Source organism: Hahella sp. HN01 (genome assembly GCF_018986435.1).
GTDB lineage: Bacteria > Pseudomonadota > Gammaproteobacteria > Pseudomonadales > Oleiphilaceae > Hahella.
Genome location: NZ_JAHMIN010000016.1, coordinates 82282 through 105239 on the forward strand (window position 1 = coordinate 82282; position 22958 = coordinate 105239).

General features: G+C 55.0%; 20 protein-coding genes. 5 read left to right on the forward strand and 15 right to left on the reverse strand.

What is annotated here, in order from left to right; all coding sequences use genetic code 11:
- The first annotated feature begins 12 nt into the window (after positions 1-12).
- On the forward strand, positions 13-315 hold the full coding sequence (locus KP814_RS16600; RefSeq protein WP_216737792.1) for a hypothetical protein: 303 nt from the start codon (positions 13-15) through the stop codon (positions 313-315).
- 63 nt (positions 316-378) lie between these two features.
- Positions 379-594 carry a dodecin gene (locus KP814_RS16605; protein WP_127969428.1) on the forward strand — a complete coding sequence of 72 codons (216 nt, stop codon included), beginning with the start codon at positions 379-381 and terminating at the stop codon, positions 592-594.
- 71 nt (positions 595-665) lie between these two features.
- Here the strand turns inward: KP814_RS16605 and KP814_RS16610 are convergent, their stop codons facing one another.
- The 6 genes from KP814_RS16610 to KP814_RS16635 all read right to left on the reverse strand — a co-directional run bounded on the left by KP814_RS16610 (position 666) and on the right by KP814_RS16635 (position 11277).
- The gene (locus KP814_RS16610) at positions 666-1835 is read right to left on the reverse strand and encodes an FAD-dependent oxidoreductase (RefSeq protein WP_216737793.1); all 1170 of its coding nucleotides are present in this window, start codon (positions 1833-1835) and stop codon (positions 666-668) included.
- Between the two features lie 272 nt (positions 1836-2107).
- Positions 2108-2581: a VOC family protein gene (locus KP814_RS16615; RefSeq protein WP_216737794.1), complete on the reverse strand. Its 474-nt coding sequence runs from the start codon at positions 2579-2581 to the stop codon at positions 2108-2110.
- Positions 2582-2766: 185 nt separating this feature from the next.
- A complete protein-coding gene (locus KP814_RS16620) occupies positions 2767-5415 on the reverse strand; it encodes a family 20 glycosylhydrolase (protein WP_216737795.1) in 2649 nt (882 codons plus the stop codon).
- Positions 5416-5626: 211 nt separating this feature from the next.
- Positions 5627-7354 carry an RICIN domain-containing protein gene (locus tag KP814_RS16625; RefSeq protein WP_216737796.1) on the reverse strand — a complete coding sequence of 576 codons (1728 nt, stop codon included), beginning with the start codon at positions 7352-7354 and terminating at the stop codon, positions 5627-5629.
- A 415-nt stretch (positions 7355-7769) separates the two neighbouring features.
- Positions 7770-9764: a glycosyl hydrolase family 18 protein gene (locus KP814_RS33255; protein WP_216737797.1), complete on the reverse strand. Its 1995-nt coding sequence runs from the start codon at positions 9762-9764 to the stop codon at positions 7770-7772.
- Positions 9765-10641: 877 nt separating this feature from the next.
- Positions 10642-11277, reverse strand: coding sequence for a hypothetical protein (locus KP814_RS16635; protein WP_216737798.1), 636 nt, complete (start codon positions 11275-11277; stop codon positions 10642-10644).
- 389 nt (positions 11278-11666) lie between these two features.
- Between KP814_RS16635 and KP814_RS16640 the strand changes: the two genes are divergently transcribed.
- Positions 11667-12701, forward strand: coding sequence for a LacI family DNA-binding transcriptional regulator (locus KP814_RS16640; RefSeq protein WP_216737799.1), 1035 nt, complete (start codon positions 11667-11669; stop codon positions 12699-12701).
- Positions 12702-12807: 106 nt separating this feature from the next.
- Here the strand turns inward: KP814_RS16640 and KP814_RS16645 are convergent, their stop codons facing one another.
- The 6 genes from KP814_RS16645 to KP814_RS16670 all read right to left on the reverse strand — a co-directional run bounded on the left by KP814_RS16645 (position 12808) and on the right by KP814_RS16670 (position 18484).
- Positions 12808-13008, reverse strand: coding sequence for a DUF2788 domain-containing protein (locus KP814_RS16645; RefSeq protein ID WP_127969420.1), 201 nt, complete (start codon positions 13006-13008; stop codon positions 12808-12810).
- Between the two features lie 112 nt (positions 13009-13120).
- Complete coding sequence (locus KP814_RS16650) at positions 13121-14245, reverse strand: SGNH/GDSL hydrolase family protein (RefSeq protein ID WP_216737800.1); 1125 nt, start codon at positions 14243-14245, stop codon at positions 13121-13123.
- 60 nt (positions 14246-14305) lie between these two features.
- A complete protein-coding gene (gene yaaA / locus KP814_RS16655) occupies positions 14306-15076 on the reverse strand; it encodes a peroxide stress protein YaaA (RefSeq protein WP_216737801.1) in 771 nt (256 codons plus the stop codon).
- 2 nt (positions 15077-15078) lie between these two features.
- Positions 15079-15342, reverse strand: coding sequence for a glutaredoxin family protein (locus tag KP814_RS16660; RefSeq protein ID WP_216737802.1), 264 nt, complete (start codon positions 15340-15342; stop codon positions 15079-15081).
- Between the two features lie 129 nt (positions 15343-15471).
- Positions 15472-17424, reverse strand: a complete 1953-nt coding sequence (acs, locus tag KP814_RS16665) for an acetate--CoA ligase (RefSeq protein WP_216737803.1) — start codon at positions 17422-17424, stop codon at positions 15472-15474.
- Positions 17425-17575: 151 nt separating this feature from the next.
- Complete coding sequence (locus KP814_RS16670) at positions 17576-18484, reverse strand: LysR family transcriptional regulator (protein WP_216737804.1); 909 nt, start codon at positions 18482-18484, stop codon at positions 17576-17578.
- Positions 18485-18611: 127 nt separating this feature from the next.
- Here KP814_RS16670 and KP814_RS16675 point away from each other — a divergent pair, with 127 nt between their 5' ends.
- Both KP814_RS16675 and KP814_RS16680 read left to right on the forward strand, forming a co-directional pair.
- A complete protein-coding gene (locus tag KP814_RS16675) occupies positions 18612-19049 on the forward strand; it encodes a DoxX family protein (RefSeq protein ID WP_216737805.1) in 438 nt (145 codons plus the stop codon).
- Between the two features lie 134 nt (positions 19050-19183).
- Positions 19184-19951: a class III extradiol ring-cleavage dioxygenase gene (locus KP814_RS16680; RefSeq protein ID WP_216737806.1), complete on the forward strand. Its 768-nt coding sequence runs from the start codon at positions 19184-19186 to the stop codon at positions 19949-19951.
- Between the two features lie 47 nt (positions 19952-19998).
- Here KP814_RS16680 and KP814_RS16685 read toward each other — a convergent pair whose 3' ends face one another.
- The 3 genes from KP814_RS16685 to KP814_RS16695 form a co-directional block, all read right to left on the reverse strand.
- The gene (locus KP814_RS16685; RefSeq protein WP_216737807.1) at positions 19999-20643 is read right to left on the reverse strand and encodes a hemolysin III family protein; all 645 of its coding nucleotides are present in this window, start codon (positions 20641-20643) and stop codon (positions 19999-20001) included.
- Positions 20644-20835: 192 nt separating this feature from the next.
- Entirely contained in the window at positions 20836-22458 is a 1623-nt protein-coding gene (locus tag KP814_RS16690) for a methyl-accepting chemotaxis protein (protein ID WP_216737808.1), read from the reverse strand.
- 108 nt (positions 22459-22566) lie between these two features.
- Complete coding sequence (locus KP814_RS16695; RefSeq protein ID WP_216737809.1) at positions 22567-22899, reverse strand: hypothetical protein; 333 nt, start codon at positions 22897-22899, stop codon at positions 22567-22569.
- Positions 22900-22958: the final 59 nt, after the last annotated feature.

Consider the following 22958-nt stretch of genomic DNA (forward strand, 5'->3'; position numbering starts at 1 on the left):
GGTTTCAGAATTATGAGCAACGTTAAGTACAAAGTGGACGGCGTGGAAGTCAGCGTTGAAGAGTTTCGTCAGGATGAAGACAGAAGCGCGGCGGAAGACTTCCTGGTCAACGCCTACCAGGAGACCTTGGGCGACATGGTCTGCTCCGAGCACGGCGAAAAAACCGGCTACGAATTGAATTACGAGTCCGAGAGCGGTCAGTGCAAAATCCGCACGGAAGCCTGCTGCGAGAACTTCGACCGTGATCTTAACATGGCGCTGATGATGAAGATGTCCGAGCAGGCGGAAGCAAACCGCTCCGACGACGACATTTAAGCAAGGACATTTCTTGCTACACTGACGAAGGAGCGTCCGTCATAGAAACAAAGGAGAGTTCACATGTCAGATCATCATACCTACAAGAAAGTGGAAGTGGTCGGTTCATCCAAGAACAGCATTGATGAAGCCATTCAGAACGCCATTCGGGAGTGCTCCCGCACCATCAAGCACCTCGAATGGTTCGAAGTCACGGAAACCCGCGGCCATATCGTCAACGGCGAAGTCGGCCACTTTCAAGTCAGCCTGAAAGTCGGCTTCCGTATCGAGAACAGCTAAGTTTTACCTGAAATACCGAGCTGCGATCCATTCTTCAGGGCCCTCAGGGGCCCGGCATGCGGCGGCGCAAGCTACGCATTCAAAGGCAGACCACGCCCCCAAAACTGCGCCATCCCTTTGGCGATCTCTGCAAAGTTTGAACTTTTGCTGCTGGCGTTTCTCGCCTCGCAAAAGGATGCGTCCGTATTAAACAGCGCTGCGGCCAGGGAGCGCCCCGCCCGAATGATATCCGCCGTCTTTTCCGAGCGCAGAGCGGTGAAAGCCGTAAACGCCGCATCCAGGTCGCGGGGATTTTCTTGCAGACAGTTCGCCAAATGCCAGGCGTCCTCCAATGCCTGACAGGCGCCTTGCCCAGACGTAGGCAGCGGCGCATGGGCGGCATCGCCAATGACGATCACATTGCGTTTATGCCATAACCCGATAGGATCATGGTCATGCACATAGACCTTATGAATGCTCTCAATGGGGGTCTCTTCAATGACCTTGGCGACAGGCGACGGCCACGCGGAGAAGACCGATAGCAGCTCCTTTTTGTACAGCTCCAGATTGCTCTTCTCTATGGACTTGCTGACTATCGCTCCCGCCCAATACGCCGTCCGCTTGCTGACCGGCACAATGCCGAAACGTTCCCCCACGCCCCAGTAATCACGCACCGCCATATCAGTGAAGACATCCTCTTGCGCTTCATAAACCCCAACCCAGTTGATAAAACCCTGGTATACCGGCCGACTGTCGCCATGCACGTAGCGCCTTGATGGGGAGTCCATACGCCCTTCGGCGCCGATAACCACATCAGCCATCGCCTGCGCGCCATTTCCGAAGCGGATGCAGCTCCTGTCCCGGCCCTCTTGTTCAATATCCGCTACCGCATGGCCATAGCGAATTTCGAATCCCAACGCATCGAGCTTCGCCAGCAAAACCCTTTGCAGATCCCGCCGCAATACAGACAGGCTGGGATAGCCCATGCGCCGATTGATATCGAGAATATCCATGGAGCCAAGTTCCTCGCCGTGGAGAGAAAGTCTACGCATATGCGTGGGGCGTCCGGATAACGCAGCCATGTCATTCAGAACGTCAAGCTGATCGAGCACATAGGCTGCGTTTGGCCATATCACAATGCCCGCGCCGACATCCGTTGGCGCTGAACGACGCTCGTATATCGCCACGTCAAAACCCTTTTGCGTGAGCGCAATCGCCGTGCTGACGCCAGCGACTCCACCGCCCAGTATGGCTATTTTCATCTCGCGTTTTCCTTCTGATTCGATAAGTCCCGTCGCAGACGCAGGTCATGCGCATGACCGTCCACCACGCTGAGACTTCGATAAAACCACGTCCATCAGTGAATAAAAACACGACTTTAGGTCAGTGCGACGAGTCAAGCCCCGCTTACCAGAACTAACATCCGAAGTGATTGGAGGGGAGGTAACAAGGGGCGACAGGGATAGACAGGAAAAGAAGTGAGAAGCAGCCGGAATCCATGACACGAGGACTCCGGCATGCGTCCTTATGTGCGTCAGCTTTGGCTTTCCATGAATTTCTTCGCCCGCTCCGCCAGTTCTTGTTCACTGACATCTTCAATATGAGTGGCGATATGCCAGACATGGCCAAAAGGGTCCTCAAGACTGCCGCTGCGATCACCGTAGAATTTGTCTTCTACCTTTAACCGCTCTTTGGCGCCGGCGGCTATCGCCCTGGCGAAGGTAGCGTCCACATCTGGTACGTACAACATCAGTGCGACGGGGCTTCCGCCCAGCGTTTGCGGGCCAACGAATTTCATTTCGGGGCACTCATCGGAAAGCATGACGCGGGAATCGCCAATCTTTATTTCCGCATGCCCAATGGAGCCATGTGGGCCATTCATACGCATGATTTCTTCAGCATCAAAAGCACGCTTATAAAACGCCAGCGCGTCAGCGGCGCCTTTGACAATCAGATAGGAAGTGACGGAATGATAGCCATCAGGGATGGGTTTCACTTGCTTGCTCATAGGACCTCCGTGGCAGGGTTGCGTGTATCCGAATACAGCGCCCTATTCGTACTCCTACTGCAGCATGTCATTGATCCGGAAAAGGCATTGTCCGCCTGAATAGAAGTCTGCGCAAGTGACAAAAAGACACCCCGGAGTTCCCAGCAAAAACTCCGGAGTGTAGGTCAAGAATTACCAATCCGCGGCTAATTCAGCTCCACTGTGCGGCTGGCGCGACCCGAAGGGGTAAATGTTTTCAGTTTAACGCCGCCGCTGACGGCGACAGGCCCGTCATACAGTGGCGATTCGGTTGTTGGCTCGGAGCCGTCCAGGGTGTAACGGATCTCCAGGCCAGGGAAGGACAAGTTCGCTTCCAGCATGCCGTCAGCCACCTTGGCGCCGGGAGGCGGCACGCGGAAGTCATAACCGCCGTTCCAGCTGTCCAGACGCTTGAGGTCATAGGCGCCGACCCGCGCGGCGAATCCGCTCCAGGCTTGATTCAGCCCGCTCAGACGTTGCGCCTGATCCGCTTCGTTGGCCCAATCCGGTTGCGGCGACCAGCCCCTCTCCGCCAGTCCCAGCAACTTGGGCAGCGCCAGATAGAACAGGTCAGCTTCTGTTTTCACGTTCTCGCTCCACAGTTCGCCCTGCACGCCGAGAATCATGTCCTGTTTATCCGCCGCCAGACGGGTGCGGTCGTTCCACATATCGTCCGTCAACGGGTTGCCCATGCGATCCACCCACGCGGCTTTGAATACATCCATCGGCGTGAATTCATACACGCGACGGGTGTCCACAAAACCGGCCCAGTAATAACCGGGTTCTTCCGGGTCTTTCTGGTAGGCCAGGTCGAAGTACAGGTTGGTGGCGTTGGCCAACACCACCGGGTAACCGGCGTTAGCCAGCTTGTAGGCGTTGTCCTCCGTGCCCCAGCCCCACACGTTGTTCCACACATAGGGAATCATGATGCCGCCGACAAAATGCGGGTTGACCACTTTACCGCCGTCTTCATGCATGAACGCCAGTTCTTCCCAGCCGGCGATCTTGGTTCCGTGGGCGGCGACGATGCCGGTCACGGTGGCGTTGAAGAAGCGGTTCAGCATCTCCACGTCGTCCGCGCTCAATTCCTCTGAACCGAACATACGGGTACAGGCGGGAGATTTCTTCCAGACGCCCGCCGGCACTTCATCCGCCCCCACATGGAAAGCGGGCATGCGCAAGCCGGCCTGCCGATACATGCGCGACACCTCGCCGACCACTTTGTCGATGAAGAAGTAAGTGGTTGGCATACAAGGGTTCACGACGTTGTCCTTCCAGCCCTGCACAGACTTGTATTCCGACTTGTCCTCAGGATCGCTCAACAGGAAGTTTCTGCCCTGATAGGGCTTACCCGCGTCGGCGAACTGCTTGGCGCGGGATTCCATGGATTTGATCGCCGCTCTGGCGTGCCCAGGCAGATCGAACTCCGGCACCACTTCGATATGACGCTCAGCCGCGTAACGCAGCAACTCAACATATTGCTGACGGGAGAAGTACCCGGAGCCATTATTGCTGTCCGCAAAGGGCCCTGAGCCGAATGAGGGAACCAGATTATCCAGCTCGTTCTCGGAATGTCCCCGTTTACCGCCGACGGAGGTCAACTCAGGCAGGCCGGGAATCTCCAGGCGCCAGCCTTCATCATCGGAAAGGTGCAGATGCAGTTTGTTCAGTTTGTACAGCGCCATGACGTCGATAAGCTTTTTGACGCTTTCGGGCTGGCTGAAATGTCTCGCCACATCCAGATGCATGCCCCGGTACGAAAAACGCGGCGCGTCGGAAATTTCCACCACCGGCAGACGCACAGGCAATCCGCCGCCCTGGTAGGTTTCCAGAGGAAGCAGGCCCAGCAGCGATTGCACGCCATAGAACATACCAGTAGGAGAGTCCGCCGCGATGCGTACGCCGGAAGCCGCGCTGGTGCTCAACTGATAGCTTTCATCGGAGCCAGGACGCCCATGACTTTGCGCGCCTTGCAAACAGATGGCGTTGGCCGCGTCGGTGCAGCGACGCACCACTTCCACCGGCACGCCCAGCGCTTGAAGCTGGCTTTGCAGATAACGTCCTTCACGCATGAAACGGCGGTCGAAGTAGAGTTTGAAAGGCGCCGCAACTGTGAGGCTCTCCGCCTCATTCACAGTCATGGACGCCGGCGTCGGCAATAACGTTGGGCCAGTTTGCGCCGCCGCCAGATATTGGCGGTTGCGCTCAAAGCGCACTTCCGCCGTGTCCAACGGCATATTGTCGCCATCAAAGCGTTGCGTTTGCTCCGGCGTAGTTTGCGCGCCCAGCGTCACGTCAGTGATCGCCTCAACGCTCTGGCCGCCGGCGCCGTCGTTCTTAACGATATAAAAGCCAGCCGGGGCGTCGGACTTACTGATCGCCCAGAAGCTGGCTTTGAGTTGAATCTTGAGAGACTCTCCCGCTTTCAGGCCGGTGAAGCCCGCCGCCGGAGTGAGTTTGAAAAAATCGCCGTTGATGTGCTCGACATTGAATTGATCCGACGGCGTCACCGCCAGCACATCGCGCACAAAGTTGAAATAGATGGTCCACCCGGACGCTTCCAGATCCGTGGCGCCGCGGTTATGAATGGTCAAATCCGCCAGGAAGCTGTTATAGCTGTCCTGCAAATTGTCCGTCACCTGCCAGGTCACCCCCAATTCCGACACCGTCTGCGCCGACTGCTGAGCATCAAAACCAGTGGGCGCCGCAGCGGTATGCAGAGTTTCCGCCGCCGCGTTTTGCGCCTGCATTGCGGCCAGCATGGCCACACACAGAGATAAACGCTTCAAGCGGGTTTGATTTCCTCGGTATGTCATAAGAACGTTCTCCTTTATATGCCCTTGGAGGCGTTGCGTTGTTACACATTGTTGTTATCTATTCAGTGCCGAACGCTGTGCCGACCAACCCTAACTGCAAACAGGCGGGCCGCGGTTTTAGCCCCGCCGGCGACTGAAGTCGCGGCGGGGGCTTTCTTGTTGTTAACGAGATACTGTCTTAATCGGTCCATACTGAGGAAAATCGCTTTCCTCAGTTTTTGCGGTACACCCTCACGTAATCCACTTCCATCGACTGCGGGAATACAGTTGATCCATTCGGATTGCCTGGCCAGTTACCGCCCACGGCAAGGTTCAGAATCATATGGAAGCGTTGGTTATACGGCGCAGGATAAGGCGCAGCGGTGGAGTACCAGTCGGTTTGCGTCTGATAATGCACGCCGTCGATATACCAGCGAATTTCGTTTTCTTCCCATTCCAGTGCGTAGGTATGGAATTGATCCACCACGCTGGAGGAAGGCGCCATGTGATCGCCAGTGTGAGTATTGTTGGGCCATTCGCCGCCATAGTGGAGCGTGCCGTAGATTTCATTGCCGCCCGCCCCTTTCAGGTTGACCGCCTCCATGATGTCGATCTCGCCGCTGGCCGCCCAGCCGCCATAAACCCAGTCTGTCGGCAACATCCAGATAGCTGGCCACATGCCCTGCCCCCATGGCAGCTTGGCGCGGATTTCAAAGCGGCCGTATTTCCAGTCGCCCTTGTTAAGCGTGCGTAAACGGGCGGAGGTGTAGTCACGAGTTCCTTCGGGTCCGGTGTAGCGCTCTTTCAGCGCCTGAATGTGCAGCTTGCCGCCGGACACCCAGGAGTTTTGCGGACGCGCGGTGTAATACTGCAGCTCATTGTTGCCACCGCCATTGCCGTTGACTTCGTGCTCCCACTTGCCCAGGTCAAGGCTGTCGCCGTTGAATTCATCCCGCCATACCAGCGTCCACCCGGGCGGATCGGTGGGATCAGTAGGATCGCCGCCTTTGGCGAAATTGATGTAATTCAGGTTAATGCCGTCAGTCAGGAAGGCGACTTCCAACTGATGCGCTCCAGATGACAGGTTCGCATTGAAGCTGATATCCGCCCAGTTCTGCCAACCGCCGGTGTTGGGGACCGCCAGCGCGCCGCTGATGTCCGCGCCGTCAAGCTTCACAACCACCTGTTTACCAGCGTAAATGGAAGCGACACGTAAAGTGACTTTATATTCGCCGGATTCGCCGGCGTTCAGGTTATAACGCAGGTACTCGCCTGGAGCCGTCCAGCCGACATTAAATCCGCCGTCCTGATCCGCCGTCGCTTCGATGTCCACATCGTCCTGACGATAACCGCCGCCAGTGTTGCCTGGCGTAGTGTCGGAGAATGCGCTGTAATCCTCGGCTTCAATCTTGCCGGGAATGGGCGCGCCAGGAGGCGTGGGTCCGCCGTCCGTCATCAGATAGAAACGCTGATGATCGCCGCTGTTCCAGTCCCACTGTTGCAACCTGACGCCCGGCTCGACGCTGGCTTCCTCGATATCCAGGGATTTGCCGCTGCCGCTATTGATAATGCGGAATTCATTATTACCGAGATCTTCAAATTTGAAGCGCTGCGCCCCGGAGCCGTTATCCGGCCATTGCTGCAGCCCGGCGCCATTGGCGGTGGAGGCGGACTCCACATCCATCGCCAGCCCGCTATGCATAGCCAGCAACCGGTAGTTACCGCCGCCTGCAGGCGTAATTTTCCAGCGCTGGTTATTGCCGTCATGGCACTGCCATTGAACGATACGCGCAGCTTGCTGCGTGGAGCCGCTCCACACGTCCAGACATAAGCCGCTTTTTTTGGATTTGATCTGATAGACCCCTTCCGGAATCTCCGCATTGGCGGCGAAACTGCCGCAACCCGCGACGACGATGGACGCCGTCATTAGCGCGGAAGCCGGCCAGTGTTTCTTGTTCATCGAGTTCTCCTTATTTATTGGTTTTTTGAATGGAGAAACCAGAGCACTTTTTCGGATAGACACTTCAGCTCTTCCAAAAGGAAAAATGCGCTGACTTACCACTCTTTTGCATGAAAGCGTTTTCATTTTTCACTCGTTGGACAAAGGCAGTCAATGCCGGTTTAGTGTTTATCCGAAAAAATGTTGATTACCGCACGCGATCTCATCGCTGTGCTTTGGAAACCGGATGGGGGCTTAGCCCATCCGGTTTAGCGTTACGGCTACTACTTGATCCAAGTCAGTGACGAATTACCTACAGCCTTCCCTACTTGCTATAACCATCACTGGTCAAAATCGTCACTAGTCAAAATCGTCAGTAGCAAAAACCTTCTGTACTAAAAAAAGGGGGTAGTGCCGATTCTACCCCCAACAAGGGCTACTGTTGCGGATGCCCCAAGCCTTCATGAACGGCGTTGAGGATATTTCCGTTATCCGCATCGACTTCCCATGTGAATACGCCAGCGAGACCTTTGTCGCGCGCATATTCGCCTTTGGCTTTGGCCGAACGGGCGTTATCGAAGGTGATCAACGAGCCGTTGGAGAAGTTCCACAAGAAGGGCGCTTCCGCCTTTTCATCGTAGAAATACTTGTAGCCATCGATGCCCTGGCCGTTGGCGCCGCCCAGGAACTTCTGCTCGATAGCGCGGTAATCCAACACGCCGTCTTCCCAGGTGCCTGCGTGCTTGCCGCCACCAGTTCCTGCGAATGGATCAGTCTCTGAACCGCCGGTCACGCCTTTCCAGCCGCGTCCGTACATGGCCGCGCCCAGCACCAGTTTGTTGGCCGGCACGCCTGCGCTCATCAGGTTATTGATGGTGGCGTCGGAGCTGAAGCCTTCATGGATCTCATGATCGCCTGCGTACAGGCCAGTCTGATGACCTAATTGATTGTTCCAGCCGCCGTAGTAGTCGTAGGTCATAGCGAAGACGTAATCCATGTACTGTACTGCGTTGGAGTAGTTCACAGCGTCAATCTTGCTTGGCGCGGAACCTACCGCCGAAGTTAACTGGTAGTCTTTGCCTGTTTCCGCTTCCAGCTTATCCAGCGCAGTGCGCAGGTCATGCATCAACTCAGCGTAGCCATCGCGATCCTGCGGAGAGCCCAGACCGGTGTTGGCTCCGCCGCCGCCAGGGTATTCCCAGTCAATATCGACGCCGTCGAAGAACTTATAAGTCTTCAGGAAGTCGACCACGGAGCTAACGAACACCGCACGCTTCTGCGCGTCGTTGGCGAAGTAGAAGAACGGATCAGACAACGTCCAGCCGCCAATGGAAGGCAGGATCTTGATGTCGGGATTGGTTTTCTTCAGACGTCTCAACTGGCCGAAGTTACCGCGCATGGGGTCATCCCACTTGTCACCGGGATAGCTCTTCTCAAGCGCGGCGAAGCGGTCGTGGATAGTGACTGTGTAATCAGGCTGATCGCTACACTCATTCATCAACACAGAGTGGCCTTGCGGGTTCGCCTCGCGCAGTGATTCGTTAGGTCCGCACACGGCGATGAAGGCATACAACAGGTGAGTCAGGTTTTGCGCCGGAATTTTCTCTACCGGGAAGTTGCGGCCATAGACGCCCCACTCCACAAAGTAAGTGCCGACAACGCTGCCTGTGGTGTTCTGATAGGGCTTGTTGTTCTCCATCAACGGCTTAGGCCAGCCGGTGGTGTCGATCGGATCATCGGAGCCATTATCCCCGCCGTCTCCGTTATCTCCACCGTCGCCATTGTCACCGCCGTCGTCGCCTCCGTTATCCCCGCCATCGCCAGGGCAACCGGACGCGTCTACCAATTCCCATGGGCCCCATTCACTGGCGCCGGGCTCATCGCCTTGCGTCCACCATTTGGCCTTGTAAACAGCGCCTTTATGGAAGACTTCCTTACCTTGGGTATAAACCGTGGAGGAACTCCAGGCTGGCGCGCTGGCGTCGCAATCATCGCCGCCGTTGTTGTTGCCGCCGGTATCGCCACCGTTATCTCCTCCAGTGTCGCCGCCGTTATCACCGCCAGTATCGCCACCGGTGTCTCCTCCATTGTCACCGCCGGTGTCGCCTCCATTATCGCCGCCAGTGTCTCCGCCGTTATCTCCACCGGTGTCGCCACCGCCATCACAATGATCAGGCTCTTCATAACGCCACAACGAACCGACCGCCGGCGTCCAGCCAGCGCCCAGATGAGCGGTGTGGTTTACTAAAGCGGAGTAAATGCCGGAGTTAAAAGTGACATACTGACCGGCGGAGTAATTTCCGCCATCCTGCCAGGCGCCGGACACCTGACTGCATTCAACGCCCCAGGAGGCCTGGGATGCGGCGATGAGGCCCGCACAGAGCGCGGTCTTCATAAAGCCGGATTTGCTGTGTTTTTTGTCCATATACATAGGATCGTCCTAAGGTTATCGATTCGTTATTAGAAGTAGGAAAAGTCCGTTCGCCATCTTAACGATCACAATCGGCGCAACTCCGGCGCAGACTTCATCTATGAAGCCTCATCAACCAGAGCTTTTCTCCCGTTCGCCCATCAGCCGACGCTACACAACCCATCACTGAACGAAAGCGCTTTCATAACGCAATCCAACCCGGACTTCACAGTCGCCCCTTTTTCGGAACCTCTTTTAAATTTTCCTTTTTCTCTCCGAAAATCAGGTCGCATTGCCCTATGTATTCCTCACAATATCCGTAAGCGGCAAATCACAAAAAAGCGCAAGGAAATGCTTTCATATACCAGATAATACCTATTTGAGACTTTCAGTCAATTTAAAAATACCATTTAGATACCACAAAAGTGATAACTAGTTCCTATATTCCAATATGGTAGTTTTTTGGTATTTAATTTGCTTAACTGGCGTCTTCTGTTTTTTCTAACAGGTATGCATGCGACGTACCAAGGCGCATACCAGTGTAGGGATTCCCCCTGCCAAGACAATCCGCCCAAGAGCCTAGTCAATTTGTGTGAACGATTGCACACCGTGACAAAGCCTTATTTTTCAATCGTTCGGCGTTAGTGTCCGTATCACGCCAAAAGTTGCAGGCGGAGGATCACTAGGTTTATCTGGAAGAAAAAGTGGTCTTATTGGTCAACAAAAATGGTATTGATGGACTACAACCTGCCCTGAATTGGACTTATAGTCGAGTTGAGACGGGAAAAGTAAAGAGAAGGATAATAAGCGCAGGCGGACAGCCCAGCCCCTATATAAAAGAAAAGCCTCCAACCTTGCGGTGGGAGGCTCTTACACACGAGAGTTCGCTTGCGGCTAATTAGAACAGCGCGACCAGGTTCACGCCAACGTGGTTGCCGCTGATATCCTTCTTATACGCACTGGAAGGAATGTCAAGATGAGAACCATTTACATTCAATGATTCTACGTCATATTTTTCCGCTACCGCCCGGAAATTCAGTATAACGGTAGAAGAAAGGAAGTAGCCTGCCTCAGCAACAAATCCAATATTGGAGTCCAAGTCAGCAGTAAACTTGTTGCTCTTATACTCGGCAGTTAACTCAGGGCTGGCCACATAGCGCACGCCTGCGCCAAAACGCCACTTATCTACACCGGTGTAGTAGAGAACAGCTTCAACAGGCATCCGGTCAAAAGTCGCTTCGACATCATTTTCATCTGCATAGTCAAAATGGTAATTCAGGGTTACCTGAGCCGCCAGAGGCTGAGACTTTGATTTCCAGTACGCGCCTACCCCCAGATTTACCAATCCGCCAGCTTCCAGCTCATCAACACCGTCAAGAGTGCCAGACTGTACGAACTCGTCACCGCCAAAAGWAAAACCGCCAGTAAGAGCAAAATACAGGCTACGGGAATCTTGAACTTCTTCCGCTTGAACAGACATACAGGAAACGGACAAGGCTGCAACAGCCAGTGCATTTACAACAAAAGACTTCATTAAACTACCTTAAGGGAATGTACCCACAACGACTAAAACACCCTCGGAAGCGAGGGGAATATAAAAGGGATGCGCATTATATTTAGCCTCACAGAAAAGTGAACACTTGTTAACAATTTTTCTACAATACAAGTTTGTCTGCATAAACTACGCTACACTTTCACTTTTTACGTAAAAATACCTAATTTTTGCCGCAAAATTAGTGGACATAAATTTCCAGCCAATTAGACTCCCTATGCCGCCATGTCGCGCTGTACCCCTTGTGCGACAGGACCCTCTATTTATCCGAATGCCCTCACGAGGGGCCGAACCGGACTCATCAACATACAAGGAAGTGGAATGTTTAATAAAACCTGCCGAACGACGGCGACGAATAACAAGGAGCAACAGTGAAGAAATTGACCTTGAAAGATGTGGCGTCGGAGCTGGGTGTATCAACCGCGACCATATCCAACGCTTATAACCGGCCGGACCAACTATCGGCCAAGTTGAGGAGCCATATCCTCAAAGAATGTTTGCGACTGGGCTACAACGGCCCTAACGCCACAGCCGCCAGCCTGCGTCGCGGCACCAGCGGCATTATTGGCGTTATGGTGGCGGACCGATTGCATTTTAACTTTACCGATCCGGTCGCCAGCCAGTTTCTGCAAGGCGTCGCCGAGGTGTTCGACAGCAATGGCGTCAACATGTTCCTGCTGCCTACCCGCGCGGATTATTACAAACACCGCTCCATTGAATCGGTCCCCGACGCATTTATCATGTACGGCCGCCCCAATGACGAAAGCATCGTGGAGCGCATTCTCCAGCAACAGAAAACGCTGATCACCGTCGACTTCGATCTGGGTGAGAGCCATGCTTCCATCAATGTGGATAATTTCAGCGGCGCTCGTGAAAGCGCGGAGCATGCCTTTAAGCGCTCAGATGGCGAAGCTGCCATTATTGGTCTGCGCCTGCTTAACCTGAATGAGGTGCGGCGCATTAAAGACGCCGAGATGTTTGGGGATGAGATATCGATTTCAAGACGCCGCCTCAACGGTTATCTTGCCGCCGCAGAGGCCATGGACCGACACATTCGGCCTGATATGATCTGGCACACCCCCGACAGCAACTTCCAGAACGGTTATCAGGCTGCCCGCGAAGCCTTGTCCACGAGTCCACGTCCGCGCATTCTACTGTGCATGAGCGACCGTCTCGCTTTAGCCGCGATCCAGGCCAGTCTGGACCTGGGCTTCAAAGTTCCCGACGACGTCAAAGTCGTTGGATTCGACGATATTCCCGACGCCGCGCACTGGCGCCCCAGCCTGACGACAGTCCATCAGCCCAGCGTCGCCAAAGGGCGTCTGGCCGCACAGGCGGTTCTGAAAGGAGACACCAGCAATAATCGTTTGCTGACAGCGCAGCTGGTAGTGCGGGAATCCTGTTAACCCACCTCCACTCTGCACGCTTCTTGTCCAGAAAAGCAGATTGCAGGAGCATTAAAAAAGCCGCCACGGATCACTCCGGGGCGGCTTTTTTGCAAATCTGTGACGACTAGACGTTCAACACTTCAACCAAAACGGTTTTGATCACAAAGCCCAGGACACCCAGTCCCAATGCAGTGAACAGGATAAAAGTACCGAACTTGCCTGCTTTGGAACGCTTCGCCAAATCGTAAATGATGAAGGCCATGAAACCGACCAACACCGAAATTAAAACCACCAGGCTCAGATTTTCAAACTGCTCAACGGACATAAATTTCTCCTCCCAAATTCGGGGCCCATTATACGCAGCAAGGTTAATAAGTAAACAGACAAAGGACCGGGCCGCCTAAAGCTTAATGTTACACAGCCCATTACCTTGTTGGTTATTGCAACCGCCCCTGCAGGCTTTTCCAGAGTATGTCCGCGACCACCTTATGGCCGGCGGGAGTGAAGTGCCCTTCATTTGGATGATACCAGTCCCCACCGTCCTGTTGCGCCTGCGCGCTCAGTTCCTCCGCCACATCCAAAACCGGTATGCCCATCTCTTCAAATCGTTGCTTCAGAGCCCCGCGAACAAACTCCTGATAATAAGCAGGCAAAGACCGGGTTTGAGCAATATAAGAACGTCCCGGCAACAACGCGACCATGAATGCGTTATCCCCTTCGCCGACAGTTTCCGCCTCTTTACGCATTGCGCTCACCAGAGCCTGCATCAGTTGCAAGTCCGGTTCGAATTTCTTGGCGAAGTGTGAGCGGTATTGCTCAGGATCATCCATCAAAGCCAACAACCGCTGACCGATATGCAGGGCGCGCAGACTACTTTTCCAGGGGGCTTCCGGCAGTCCGCGGGTCATTTCACTGGTGAATGTATAAGGATACCCAGCCGGCTTCGGCGCTTGCGGTACAGGCGTATTTTGCAGCTCCAGTTCACCGCCGTTCAACGCAAAGAAGGGTTTGCCGTAGATCGCCTGCAAGGGATACGCGAGGCGATTGTCCAGCAGATCATTGCCCAGATAGACCACCAATAATGTCTTGGTCGGTTTGAATTTGCTCACCAAATCCCGGTACAGCAGCAACTCCTGGTCGGTGCTATAACCCGGCGTTCCAAAATTGGCGAAGCGCCACTCGGAACTGCGCTCGTTCAACAGGTCCGTAAAGGTCTCGCCATCATTGACCCCCAGTCCAAATACGAAGCTATCGCCTACCACCGCCACTTTTTTATCCGCCGACAAAGTGGAAACCGGCGTGCGCAGCCCCAAAGGATTGGTCTGATAATGCACCTTGAAGTCCTGGTGCTCGTGAGTTCCGCTCCAGCTTCGCCCCAATCGCCACCCTAACTCGGCGTCGTATTGCAGAAGTCCCGGGTCCATTTTTTCACTGGCGACGGCCTGTTTCGACAGGTAGCCCAGAGCGAACTCAACGCCTGTCAGTCCCACCGCAACGGCGATCATCACGGAGATCAGGGTAAACAGAATTTCTCGTTTAGGTTTGGTGGTGTTTTCACTCACGTGGATCAGCTCATGTCATTAAGATTCGTTGTTTCCCCGGCGACGCCCCGAACGCTTCGTTCAGTGATCCCGGGTAAACGCCCACTGCGCGCCGTCGGACAGCGCAGGATTGTAGCGATAGCCGTCCGAATCAAAGCCTTTGATATCTTCAGGACGCTGCAAACGATTTTCCAATATGTAGCGGGTCATCATGCCCCGCGCCTTTTTCGCCCAGAAACTGACAACCTTATATTTGCCGCCTTTCATATCCAGGAACATAGGCGTAATCACCGGCACGGCAAGCTTTTTCTCATTCACCGCCTTGTAGTATTCATTGGAGGCGAGGTTGATCAGCACATCCGCCCCCGTCTCCCGCGCTTCTTCGTTGAGCGACTGGGTCAAGGCGTCGCCCCAGAAACGATACAGGTTGGCTCCCTTCGGGTTTTGCAGACGCGTCCCCATCTCCAAACGATAAGGCTGCATCAGGTCCAACGGACGCAAAACCCCATACAGGCCAGACAGAATGCGTAACTGACGCTGAGCATTGCTGATGGCGTCCTGGCTCAAGCTATAGGCGTCAAGGCCGGTATACACGTCGCCCTTAAAGGCGAACAGCGCTTGTCTGGCGTTGTCGCTATCGAACGGCAACGACCAGGACTGATAGCGGTTGGCGTTCAGCGTCGCCAATTCATCGCTGATACTCATTAGTTCACTCAAGCGCCAAGGCTCCTGCTGCTTGAGGATATCCACCAGCTCAGCGCTCTGGGGAAGAAATCGTGGTTGTGTATTCTCAGTGGTGGGTACGGGGGTTTCGTAATCCAGCGTTTTGGCTGGAGATACAACAATCAGCATCTTTACCTCAGGTTCTGATTCAGAAAATTCACAAACGCCTGATGATCGAAGGGCCAGGCCAGCTCCGCCTGTGTCTCCGCGCAGGCGAGCACCGGAATGCGTTCGGCGTAGGCCGTCATCAACTCATCGCTGTCGCTGATATCGACCTTCGCAAGGGCGATAAAGTTCAATGCGTCAGGATTGGCTTCCAGTACATCGTTGATCACCTCTTCCGCCACATCGCATAAATGGCAGCCAAGGGTTCCGTACAACTTGAAAGTGCGCATAGGCGATTGTTCCAGTGGACAGCTCGATAAAAACAGGCGGCTATTCTAGCCCGGATTATCCGGCGGGAACAAAAAAAGCCCCTCACGCCTGACGGCGGAGGGGCTGCATTGTCATTTCAGAAACCTGGGTCAGGCTCTGACGCGATTACTGATCAGATCATCCACAACCGAAGGGTCCGCCAGAGTAGAAGTATCGCCCAGGGAGTCCGTCTCGTCCGCCGCAATCTTCCGCAGAATGCGGCGCATGATTTTGCCGGAACGGGTCTTCGGCAGGCCGGGAGAGAATTGAATCACATCCGGCGTCGCAATGGGGCCGATTTCCTTGCGCACCATCTGCTTCAGCTCATTCAGCAATGCGTCGGAAGGCTCAAAGCCCACGCCCAGAGTGACATAGGCGTAGATGCCCTGCCCTTTGACATCGTGAGGGAAGCCCACAACGGCCGCTTCCGCCACCGCGTCGTGCTCCACCAGTGCGCTTTCCACTTCAGCGGTGCCCAGACGGTGACCGGAGACGTTCAACACGTCGTCCACACGACCGGTGATCCAGTAGTAACCGTCTTCGTCGCGACGGGCGCCGTCGCCCGTGAAATACATACCGGGATAGCTGGAGAAATAGGTCTGCACAAAACGCTGATGATCGCCGTAAACCGTTCTCATCTGGCCAGGCCAGCTGTCAAGCAGCACCAGGTTGCCTGATACAGCCCCATCCAGCAATGCGCCTTCGTTGTCCACCAGCGCCGGTTTGACGCCGAAGAACGGCAGCGTGGCGGAACCTGGTTTCAGCGCGGTGGCGCCGGGCAGCGGCGTGATCAGAATGCCGCCGGTTTCGGTCTGCCACCAGGTATCGACGATGGGGCAGCGTTTTTCGCCAACCACATCGTAATACCAGTCCCAGGCTTCCGGGTTGATCGGCTCGCCGACCGTACCAAGCAGTTTCAGTGTTTTGCGGGAGCTCTTCACTACCGGTTCGTCGCCCAGACGCATCAGCGCGCGGATGGCGGTAGGCGCGGTATAAAAAATATTGACGTTGTGTTTGTCCACCACTTGCCAGCAACGGGAGGCGTCAGGATAGTTGGGCACGCCTTCGAACATCAGCGTGACCGCGCCGTTCGCCAGCGGCCCGTATACGATGTAACTATGGCCGGTGATCCAGCCCACATCCGCCGTACACCAGTAGATATCGCCGTCTTTGTAGTCAAAGACGTACTGGTGAGTCATTGAGGCGTACACCATGTAGCCGCCGGTGGTGTGCAACACGCCCTTGGGCTTGCCGGTGGAACCGGAGGTGTAAAGGATGAACAGCGGATCTTCCGCCGACATTTCTTCCGGCGGGCAGTCCGTTGACGCATTGGCGACGGCGTCGTGATACCAGACGTCACGGCCTTCGCTCCAGTTCACCGCATTGCCGGTGCGTTTGACTACCAGCACCTTATCCACTTCCGCGCCTTTGCCAGCGGTAATCTCCGCGGCGGCGTCGACGTTCTTTTTCAGAGGCACGATGCGTCCGCCGCGTACGCCCTCATCCGCAGTGATGACGAAGCGGGACTTACAGTCCTCGATGCGTCCGGCCAACGCTTCCGGCGAAAAGCCGCCGAATACCACCGAGTGCGGCGCGCCAATCCGTGCGCAGGCCAGCATCGCCATGGCGGCTTCTGGAATCATCGGCATGTAGATAGTCACTACATCGCCTTTCTTGACCCCCATGTCCTTCAGTGCATTGGACAGTTTGCAAACCTTGTCGTAGAGCTCTTGATAAGTGATTTTGGCGTCGTCGGCGGGATCATCGCCTTCCCAGATGATGGCGGTCTGCTGCGCGCGTTGCGGCAGATGGCGATCAAGGCAGTTATAACAGGCGTTCAACGTACCGTCCTGGAACCAGCGGATATGCAGGTTCTGCTGCGAGTAGTCGACGTCTTTAACTTGGGTGTAAGGCTTGATCCAATCGATTCGCGTTCCATGCTGCCTCCAGAAACCTTCCGGATCCTCGATGGATTCCTGATACATGCGCAAGTAGGTCTCTTTGTCGGCCCATGCGTTTTTTGCAATGTCGGCCGGCGCAGGATGGGTTTCGTGTGTACTCATAAACTCCCTCTATCTTGGTTTGCGATCTTTGTTATCTAATTGTGTGATCCTGGTTAACAGTTATTTTTTTCGGCATTTTTTATTCAAGTCGTATCATAGATAAAACTACGTACGACCATTGTATAAGCAAAGTTCGCCCTTGAACGGGCAATCATACTAAGGGAGGAGTCGGCGGATTGGTACTGAAATAAACTTTAGCCTCCTCCACGAACAACCTCACCCGCGCGGACAGGTGTCTGCGATGGGGATAAACCGCATAAACGGCGGACGCATCCGGCCAGTATTCCTGCAGCACCGGACGTAATTTCCCGGACGCCAGCTCGTCGCCGATAACAAAGGCCGGCAGACGCGCCAGCCCCATTCCGGCGAGCGCCAGTTCTTTCGCCGCTCGCGCGCTGTTGACGCTGACGCGCTTATGTAAAGGCAACCGCGCAACGCCTTCTTCCTGCGCCACGGGCCAGTAGTCGCCTCCGCTGTAATTGCTGTCGAAGACCACTCTGTGCCGCATCAGATCCTCAGGAATCTGCGGCGTCCCCTGACGCTCCAGATAGGTTGCGCTGGCGCACCAGACAATAGGAATATCCGCGAGTTTTTGCGCCACCAGACTGCTGTCCGGCAGGTAGCCAATGCGCACAGCCAGATCCACCTGCTCCTCCAGCAGGTCGACATAACGATCCGCCAGACGTATATCAAGGGTCAGCCCCGGGTGCTTGTCCAGCATGATAGCGACAAGCGGCATCAAGTGAATTTCCGCAAAGGAGGTAGGCGCCGCGACGCGCAAGAGGCCTTCCGGCTCTCCGTGTTCATCCCGCACTCGCGCCTCAATGTCATCGAGTTCATGCAGCAAGGGCGTGACGCGCAAATAATAGGCCTCACCGGTCGGCGTCAATCTGACCTTTCTAGTGGTACGATGGAACAGGCGGGCGCCGAGTCGGTCTTCCAGTTGCCCAACATATTTGCTCACCAGCACTTTGGATAAATTCAGTTTCCTGCCGGCGGCGGAAAATCCGCCCTCCTGCACCACCGCGCAAAACGCCTTCATCGAGGTCACAGTATCCATAACAGGAACAACGCCATTGTTAATGTATCGTTAACAGTGTTATCACAATACGATCAATTGTTAGCCATTAAAAGAGAAATCATACTGTCAGCAACTTAACTCAATGTATTCTTTCGGAGCTTCAGTCATGATTAATAACGCTACCGCCCCCTACGCCGCCCTGCTGTTACGCTTGTCTCTGGGCGCGATGTTCATCGCTCACGGACTGTTGAAACTATTGGTGTTCACCCCTGCTGGAACCGCAGGATTTTTCGGTTCTCTCGGCCTGCCTGGCTGGTTCGCCTATCTGGCGATTCTGGCGGAGCTGGGCGGCGGCGCTTTGCTGATTATCGGCTATCGCACACAGTGGGTGGCTCTGGCGTTGACGCCAATTCTGCTGGGCGCCATCGTTTTTGTGCACGGAGCCAATGGGTGGGCGTTCAGCGCTGAGGGCGGCGGTTGGGAGTATCCTGCATTTTTGTTAGCCGCATCGCTGGTGCAGACCCTGTTGGGTGACGGCGCTTTCTCCTTCCGCGACCTTGTCAGCGGGAAGTCCGCTCAGCGCGCCGCATTGCGCCAGTCTTGATTGCGAGTTTGATAAGCGCCGAGCTGTTGATAAACAGACGCCTGAATGCGCTGAGCCTGTGGTTGGCGGACAAATAGAAGAACGTTATTTGTCCGCCGTATTAATCGCGTACTGTTAGATATGAGGAGATCGCCATGAAAGCGCCATCCTGGTTTATTTCTCACGGATCGCCGGACTTGATCGTTCATGCCGAAGCGCCCGCCCACCGCTTCTTGCGCGGGTTGAATGCGCGCCTGACGGATTTACAAGGCGTCGTGGCGATTTCACCCCATTGGCGCACAGAGGCTCTGACAGTGAACGTCACCGCGCCAGCGCATATCCAGTATGACTTTTACGGATTTCCAGAGGCGCTGTACAGGTATCGCTGGTCGCCCGTCAGCAGCGACAAACTGAATGATCAGGTCCTGGCGACGCTGGCGCCGCTATCGCCGCAGGTCGTGACATCACAAGCATTGGACCATGGGGTCTGGGCTCCGCTCAGCCTGATGGACCCGGAAGGCGGCGTCCCTGTGGTCGCGATCAGTCTGCCGCGCCGATTCTCGCCGCGGCAGTTATTTGAACTCGGCGCAACGCTGGCGCCCTTGCGGGAACAGGGCGTCGCCATTATGGGGTCCGGCTCAGTGACTCATAATCTACGGGAAATTGGCCCCAATGAAGCGGCGCCGCCAAGGTGGGCGCAGGAATTCGTCGGCTGGCTAGAGGAAAAGCTGGCGCAGAATGACTGGGAAGCGTTATTCGAATATCGCCGCCTCGCTCCCAACGCGGTGCAGGCGCACCCCACCGATGAGCATCTGACGCCGCTGTTTATCGCCGCCGGAGCCAGTCACGGACAATATGCGCAAAGACTGCACGCGTCCTACACGTATCAGTCTCTGTACATGGGAAGCTACGAATTCGTTTAGTGCGATAGACGAGTAAAGTCGAGGCGCAGCTCAGCTACGCCTTGTTTTTACAGAACGCCGTTATAGACAGCGATGTAGTGACAGGTGCTGCCGCCCAGCACGAAGAGATGCCAGATGGAATGGGCGTAGGGAAAGCGATCCCAAACGTAGAAGAAAACGCCAATGGTGTAAGCCAGCCCACCAGCAATGATCATAGCGAATGCGTTGCTGGACAGACTTTCCATCAACTCTGGCGTCGCCACTATACCAACCCAGCCCATGACCAGATAATTAAACAGATGGATGGTTTTGAAGCGCCCATGGAAGCAAAGCTTGCAGACAATACCCACCAGAGCCAGCCCCCACACCACGCCAAACATGCTCCAACCCAGAACGCCGCGCAGGTTCACCAGCAAAAATGGCGTATAGGTGCCCGCGATGAGCAGATAGATCGCGCAGTGATCAAACAGATTTAAAAAGAATTTCGCCCGAGGATGTTGTACGCAGTGGTACAACGTGGACGCCAGCAGCAACAGAAACAGCGCGCCGCCATATATCGACACGCCCACGATCTTCCAGGGATCTTCCTGCAGACTGGCGAAGACGATCAACAACGTAACCGCTGAAACGCTCACCACAGCTCCAATGCCGTGAGTCAAAGCGTTTACGATCTCTTCACCCAGGGTTTGCTGCCGCCTATTTTTCGTTGACATGTTCGTCTCCCCTAGTTGACGTCTCATATTGGCACGGACCAGCGGGGAATAAAACTTAACTTTCGGATGACCGGCCTGCCGCAAGCGTTTATTGGTATCGCGCTCCAGCTTGTCACAGACACATGAACAGCGTTTTATATTTTTATTACCATTTACGTACGCGTTACGCACGCGCCGCCTCGCGTTCATCGCTCAGGCGACGTTCTTATAAAATTCACAACACTCCTTAACGTAGTTCGCGGAGGTTTGACTCAGTTCGACGAAGTGCACGCCGTAACGATAGCGTCCCTGGCTTTCCGTTTTTCTCCAGACCACTTTGGCGTTGACCGCCACCGGTTGCTGCTGGTCGTAGCGGTTCTGATCCCGGCTCGGCAGACGAATCGACAGCACCAACCGATCTCCCACGTCATAGTATTCTTTCACCACCAGATTCATACCGGTCTCGCTGACGTCCTGACTCAACCCTTCACTGCCGCCGCCGTCCGACTCAATACGCACCAGCAGCGTCCCTTCCACCCTCGGGGCCGCTCGTCTTTCCGAGTCCTTGGTTTTGACCTCAGCCGCTTTCTGCCGCCGGAAATCCAGCCCGGATAATTCGTGATCAAGCCGTTGCGTCAAACCAAACAACGAGTCGCTGATGTTAGCGGTATTGCCGATCTTGGCGCTGTTTTCCCGCAAGGTTTCGAACAGACAGGACAATGTCGTCTCCAGTGCGGAAAACTGATTTAGCTGGGTCTCCACATTGCTGAATATCTCTTCCGAACTGCCGACAAAGCCTTTCACATGCCCCTCCAGGTCGCTGATGATGCCTCGGGTGCGCTCCGCTTTGCCGCGATTGGACTGCACTTCATCCACCAGTCGCGACATGGTGTTGCAGCTGGTGGTCACGTTCTGATCCAGATCGTTAATAATGCGTGAGACCTCTTCCGCTGACTCGGCGGTTCGATGGGACAACGCCCTCACTTCATCCGCCACCACGGCAAAGCCGCGCCCCTGCTCTCCCGCCCGCGCCGCCTCAATGGCCGCATTGAGCGCCAGCAAGTTGGTCTGATCGGCGATCTCCAGAATATCTTTTAGAGCAGTTACGATAGTGCCCACCGAGGATTGCAGACTGGACACCTGACTGGCGGCGCTGCGAATCTCTCCAGCCAACCGCACCAGCAGGTCCAGCACTTCCTGCACCAGGGCGATGCCTTCCGTGCTGCTTTGCTCTGATTTGATCGCTTCGTCCCGATTGGTCTGGGCGATTTCCATCACCTTCTCGGATATTCGATGCAGACTTTCCGTGGCGTCATTCACCTCTTCCGAACGAGTCGCCTCCGCCTGACTGATGCGCTCAATCTCCCGGGCGACAGCGGCGATCTGGTAGGCGGACTGCCCCATGTGTACGGAGCAGTCGTTTACGCTGGCGATAACCCGGTTCAACGTCGCCAGCATCTGATTGCACTGACGGCCTAACTGACCGATTTCGTCTTCACTGGTAATTTCCACTTCGATGGTAAAGTCGCCTTTTTCCACGGACTTCAGCGACTTGGTCAACGCCAGGATTGGACGGACAAAATAATTGCCCAGGACAAAAATGACGCCGAACTGAACCAGAAACTGCAGGCTGGACTCCCAAATCGCATTAAACATGAATGAGCGATATTCTTCCTGCATGGCGGCGATAGTCGCCGCCGCCACCTGACGGCTTTCCGCCAGATCAATGAGCGCCTGCAACTCCACCGCGGCGAGAGTGCGGTTGTAAATAATAGTCACCACAGCCACAGCAAAGAATGCGATTTGTATTTTCCAGCGAATACTCAGGTTTGACACAATAGTCACCCATTTCCGTCTTCAATGAAGCATTAGTACTATACAAGTGAAGTCGAAAAACGCCTGCTGGGCAAAAAAACGTGGCGGATAAACAGTATCCGCGCCCGCTTATTTTCGGGCTTGCTCGGCGGGAGCGATGACGGAAAAGCCATAGTGCTCGGGGTCTTCCTCTTGCGCCGGTGAGAGTCTCACAGAATTATCAATGGCGAAATTCCACTCAAACCGTTGCATGTAGGCGCAGCGACGCAACGGCACGATAGTTCCTTGAGGAAATATGATTCCTTCCTCACTGACCAAGTCCGTCTCCAACCGATAAGGAGAGACCTCCGTCGGACACAGCAGGTCCATTGAATTGTATCGGACGCCTACCACAACTCCGCTTATGAATACCCCAGCCATCGCTATAAATATTGCCAGCCGCCATACGATCTTCTTAGCCATTACCTTCCATCCATCTTCACTAACATCGTTTGAAAAACAACCAACGCTGATCTATATCT

Bases quoted from the DNA above. Each gene is read 5' to 3' on its own strand.
- KP814_RS16600 (WP_216737792.1), top strand. From the start codon at position 13: ATGAGCAACGTTAAGTACAAAGTGGACGGCGTGGAAGTCAGCGTTGAA.
- KP814_RS16605 (WP_127969428.1), top strand. From the start codon at position 379: ATGTCAGATCATCATACCTACAAGAAAGTGGAAGTGGTCGGTTCATCC.
- KP814_RS16610 (WP_216737793.1), bottom strand. From the start codon at position 1,835: ATGAAAATAGCCATACTGGGCGGTGGAGTCGCTGGCGTCAGCACGGCG.
- KP814_RS16615 (WP_216737794.1), bottom strand. From the start codon at position 2,581: ATGAGCAAGCAAGTGAAACCCATCCCTGATGGCTATCATTCCGTCACT.
- KP814_RS16620 (WP_216737795.1), bottom strand. From the start codon at position 5,415: ATGACATACCGAGGAAATCAAACCCGCTTGAAGCGTTTATCTCTGTGT.
- KP814_RS16625 (WP_216737796.1), bottom strand. From the start codon at position 7,354: ATGAACAAGAAACACTGGCCGGCTTCCGCGCTAATGACGGCGTCCATC.
- KP814_RS33255 (WP_216737797.1), bottom strand. From the start codon at position 9,764: ATGTATATGGACAAAAAACACAGCAAATCCGGCTTTATGAAGACCGCG.
- KP814_RS16645 (WP_127969420.1), bottom strand. From the start codon at position 13,008: ATGTCCGTTGAGCAGTTTGAAAATCTGAGCCTGGTGGTTTTAATTTCG.
- yaaA (WP_216737801.1), bottom strand. From the start codon at position 15,076: ATGCTGATTGTTGTATCTCCAGCCAAAACGCTGGATTACGAAACCCCC.
- KP814_RS16660 (WP_216737802.1), bottom strand. From the start codon at position 15,342: ATGCGCACTTTCAAGTTGTACGGAACCCTTGGCTGCCATTTATGCGAT.
- acs (WP_216737803.1), bottom strand. From the start codon at position 17,424: ATGAGTACACACGAAACCCATCCTGCGCCGGCCGACATTGCAAAAAAC.
- KP814_RS16670 (WP_216737804.1), bottom strand. From the start codon at position 18,484: ATGGATACTGTGACCTCGATGAAGGCGTTTTGCGCGGTGGTGCAGGAG.
- KP814_RS16675 (WP_216737805.1), top strand. From the start codon at position 18,612: ATGATTAATAACGCTACCGCCCCCTACGCCGCCCTGCTGTTACGCTTG.
- KP814_RS16680 (WP_216737806.1), top strand. From the start codon at position 19,184: ATGAAAGCGCCATCCTGGTTTATTTCTCACGGATCGCCGGACTTGATC.
- KP814_RS16685 (WP_216737807.1), bottom strand. From the start codon at position 20,643: ATGTCAACGAAAAATAGGCGGCAGCAAACCCTGGGTGAAGAGATCGTA.
- KP814_RS16695 (WP_216737809.1), bottom strand. From the start codon at position 22,899: ATGGCTAAGAAGATCGTATGGCGGCTGGCAATATTTATAGCGATGGCT.